Below are 4,076 nucleotides of genomic sequence, written 5' to 3'. Positions count from 1 at the left end.
CGCCGCTCCCACGTCGCTTCGCCTGAAGGATGCGCGGCGTCTACTCAACCGACTGGGCGGTCCGATGATCAACGCCCCCGGCTTGGACGCCTAGCCGCCCCGCTGCAGCACGAACTGGAGCACCGCCTTGCTGCCGAAGTAGGCGAGGATCAGCATGACGAAGCCGCCGAGGGTCCAGACGATCGCGGTGCGGCCGCGCCAGCCTTTGCGGAAGCGGCCGACCAGCAGGCCGCCGAAGACGAGCCAGGCGAGGACAGAGAGCACGGTCTTGTGCACCAGATGCTGGGCGAACATGTTCTCGAGGAAGGCGACGCCGCTCAGCAGGGCTAGGGTCAGTAGCACGAAGCCTGCGGAGATCATTTCGAACAGCAGGCTCTCCATGGTCTGCAGCGGCGGCAGGGTGCGAACGAATCCGCCGGGGTGGCGGTGACGCAGGTGATGATCTTGGACGGCGAGCAGGATCGCCTGGACGGCCGCCAGGGTGAGCAGGCTGTAGGCGAGCATGGACAGCAGCACGTGAATCTTGAGCGGCCAGCTCGCGGAGGCGCGCAGGAAGCCGACATCCGCGAAATGGGTCTCCATGATCAGGCTCAGGGCCGCTGCGGGCAGCAGGATCAGTCCGAGGTTGTCGACCGGCTTGGTGAGGCTCGAGACCAGCAGCAGGGCGATGATGGTCCAGGAGGTCAGGGCAAGGGCGTGGTAGAAGCCCAGATTGACCCCGGCGCTGCTGAAGATGCTGTGCCATAGCAGCCAGGAATGCAGGGCGAGGCCGGCGAAGCCGACCGCGAGCGCTGCGGCGCGTGGTGGAATCCATCCCTCCTTCCGAAAGAGTCGCATGCCGATCGAGGCGGCGGCCGCGAGGTAGCAGAGGGTAGCGATATAGGCAAGGAGGGTATGAGTCATAGGGGTGACTTCATGCTGCTCGGTTAGAGGGTGTTGTTACCGGCCACACCTGTTAGGGGTGCGCTTGGCGCGCCGAGTGCGGCTGTGCTGGGCGGCTCACTTGTCGGCGGGTGCGCTCCGAGCCTGGCTCGCGGGATTGGGCGAGACTCGAATTCGGCTCGTGATGGACCACAGACGTTGCTTCCCCAGCGTGACCATATCGTCGGACGTTGACCGTGCATTATACTCACAACTCGTGCCGTAAACCGACGGTCATCAGTCTTTACTCTTGAAACCATCCGGGGGCCGCCTTCGGCGCCCGCTCGAGGTCTGATCATGTTCGAGAATCTCCAGGACCGCTTCGATAGGGTCTTGACCAACCTACGGGGTCAGGGTCGTCTGACCGAGGAGAATATCAAAGACACCATGCGCGAGGTGCGCATGGCACTCCTCGAGGCCGACGTCGCGCTACCAGTCGTGCGTCAGTTCGTCGAAGAGGTGCGGGAAAAGGCGCTCGGCGAGGAGGTGACCAAGAGCCTCACGCCCGGACAGGTGCTCATCAAGCTCGTGAACGACGAGCTGGTGAAGATCATGGGCGAGGCCAACGAGGCGCTCGACCTGACCGCGCAGCCTCCAGCCGTCGTGCTCATGGCGGGCTTGCAGGGCTCGGGTAAGACGACGAGCGTCGCCAAGCTTGCCCGCTGGCTGCAGGAGAAGCAGAAGAAGTCCGTCATGGTGGTGAGCTGCGACGTCTATCGTCCCGCCGCCATCGAGCAGCTCAAGACGGTGGCGGCCGAGGTGGGGGCGGAGTTCTGCCCGAGCTCGGGCGACGAGGACCCGATCGCCATCGCCCAGCGCGCCTTGGACAGTGCGCGCCGACACTTCAAAGACGTGCTCATCGTCGACACCGCGGGCCGCCTGCACGTCGACGAGGCCATGATGGACGAGATCAAGGCGGTTCACGCCGCCGTGACGCCGGTCGAGACCCTCTTCGTGGTCGACTCCATGACCGGTCAGGATGCCGCCAACACGGCCAAGGCCTTCGACGAGGCGCTGCCGCTCACAGGTGTCATCCTCACCAAGACCGATGGTGACGCGCGCGGCGGTGCTGCGCTGTCGATCCGGCAGATCACCGGAAAGCCGATCAAGTTCCTCGGCACGGGCGAGAAGACGACCGCCCTGGAGCCCTTCCACCCGGACCGTATCGCCTCACGCATCCTCGGCATGGGCGATGTCGTCTCCCTGGTCGAGCAGGTCCAGGACAAGGTCGATCGCGACAAGGCCGAGAAGCTGGTCAAGAAGATCAAGAAGGGCAAGGACTTCGATCTGGTCGACTTCAAGGAGCAGCTCGATCAGATGAACAAGATGGGCGGCATCATGAGCATGATGGACAAGCTGCCCGGCATGAGTCAGCTGCCCGATCACGTCAAGGACAAGGCCAGCGATAAGGAGCTCGGCAAGCTGGTCGCCATCATCAATTCCATGACCTCGCAGGAGCGCCGCTTCCCGGCCATCATCAAGGGGTCGCGCAAGCGCCGCATCGCCGCCGGATCTGGCACGCAGGTCCAGGACGTGAATCGGCTGCTCAAGCAGTTCACGCAGATGCAGAAGATGCTCAAGAAGATGAAGGGCGGCAACATGGCCAAGATGATGCGCTCGATGCAGGGACGCCTGCCGCCGGGCTTCATGCCGCCAGGCGGCGGAATGCCTCCGGGTGGGATGCCGCCCGGAGGCGGTTTTCCGATGTAGCCCGGCTTGACGCCTGCGCCGGGCTTGAATCTGCCGCTGACGGCGCGATCTCCTGCGGACGACCGACTGGCGCCGTGCGGCTTCTCGGGTCGTTTCGGCCCCGCAAGGGCCGTCAGCCTATTTGCAGCCTGACTTGGATCGAGGAAGACCGGGATGCTCAAGACCGAATGGCGCCGAGGCCGGCGTCTCTCCGTGATCGCGCTGTCCGCCCTCGGCTTTGGTCTCGCGGTCGTCGTGCCCGGCGCGCTTGCCACGCCTTGGTCCGAGGTCAGGGCGCCGTCGGACGGTCTGACCGAGGTCATCGGCGGACCCTCCAACGGCTGTATCGGCGGTGCAGAGGCGCTGCCGGCGACCGGTCCCGGCTATGTCAGCGTGCGGCGCTACCGCAACCGCTACTATGGCCACCCCGACCTCCTCGCGTTCGTCCAAGATCTCGGGCGCGTCCAGCAGCGCTCGGGCGCCGGCTTGGCAATGATCGGAGATCTCAGCCAGCCGCGCGGCGGGCGTATGTCATCGTCGCATCGCAGTCACCAGAACGGTTTGGATGTCGACGTCTGGATGACGCTGGTGTCCTCGCCAGTCGAGGCGAGCCGCCTGATGGATCACAGGTCCGATCCGCGGAGCATGGTGGCTCCCGGCGGCTATAGGGTCAGCGGCAACTGGGGGTCGGCGCAGCGCGGCTTGATCGAGACCGCCGCGCGTCATCCGCGTGTCGATCGCATCTTCGTGAATCCGGCCATCAAGCGCGCCCTGTGTCAGAGCACTCGGGGCGACCGCAGCTGGCTGCGCAAGATCCGTCCCTGGTGGGGACACGACGCCCACTTCCATGTGCGACTGGCCTGCCCCCAGGGTAGTCCCCAGTGCAGACCACAGTCGCCCGTGCCGGCGGGAGACGGCTGTGGGGAGCAGCTGGCGTGGTGGTTCAGTGACGAGGCGAGGAGTCCGAAGAAGGGTGGCTCCAAGTCCAAACCTGCATCCACTCCCAGGATGCCGCCCGCCTGCTCGGCGGTGCTGCGCGACCTATGAGCATGACGTCTTCGGCGTCTTCCTGGAGCGTCCATACCGGAGAGGAGGCCGAAGCGCTGGCTTGATGGCTCGGCCGATCCGGGCCGGATGGCGGCAGCCACCCGATCCGTGGGAGCGGCGCCCCGCCGCGACTGGCGCGGTTGGAGCAGGGCTGGTCGCGCGGTGCTCCCGCGAAGACTCTCAGAAATGGCCTTGAGCCCAAAGAGCGCAGTTGAACCGCAAAGGGCACAACGAGCGCAAAGGATTTCAACACCTTGTCTGCGAAGCGATGCTCACCCAGAGGGTGAAGCGACGCGGCAATGCAAGCCTCTGTTTTTCTTCGTGTCCTTCGCGCCTTTGGTGTGCCAGGAGAAACCTGGCCAGTCTAGCAGCCTGCGAGGTGGCTGCCATGTGAACTGCTGATGAGACATGTAGCTGCG

Annotated in this window: 3 protein-coding genes; 2 read left to right on the top strand and 1 reads right to left on the bottom strand. The window is 65.1% G+C overall.

Translation table 11 applies throughout. The features are described from left to right. Positions 1-90 precede the first annotated feature (90 nt). Positions 91-903: a cytochrome C assembly family protein gene (locus tag G3446_RS25830; RefSeq protein ID WP_164456541.1), complete on the bottom strand. Its 813-nt coding sequence runs from the start codon at positions 901-903 to the stop codon at positions 91-93. A gap of 315 nt (positions 904-1,218) precedes the next feature. Between G3446_RS25830 and ffh the strand changes: the two genes are divergently transcribed. Further along, positions 1,219-2,631 carry a signal recognition particle protein gene (gene ffh / locus G3446_RS25825; protein ID WP_164456540.1) on the top strand — a complete coding sequence of 471 codons (1,413 nt, stop codon included), beginning with the start codon at positions 1,219-1,221 and terminating at the stop codon, positions 2,629-2,631. A gap of 153 nt (positions 2,632-2,784) precedes the next feature. Next, complete coding sequence (gene mepA / locus G3446_RS25820) at positions 2,785-3,657, top strand: penicillin-insensitive murein endopeptidase (protein WP_164456539.1); 873 nt, start codon at positions 2,785-2,787, stop codon at positions 3,655-3,657. Positions 3,658-4,076 lie beyond the last annotated feature (419 nt).

It is taken from the genome of Thiorhodococcus minor, from assembly GCF_010820565.1.
In the GTDB taxonomy this organism is placed as follows: Bacteria; Pseudomonadota; Gammaproteobacteria; order Chromatiales; family Chromatiaceae; genus Thiorhodococcus; species Thiorhodococcus minor.
Note: the sequence above shows the minus strand (reverse complement) of the source record. Positions and strands in the feature narration are given on the sequence as shown.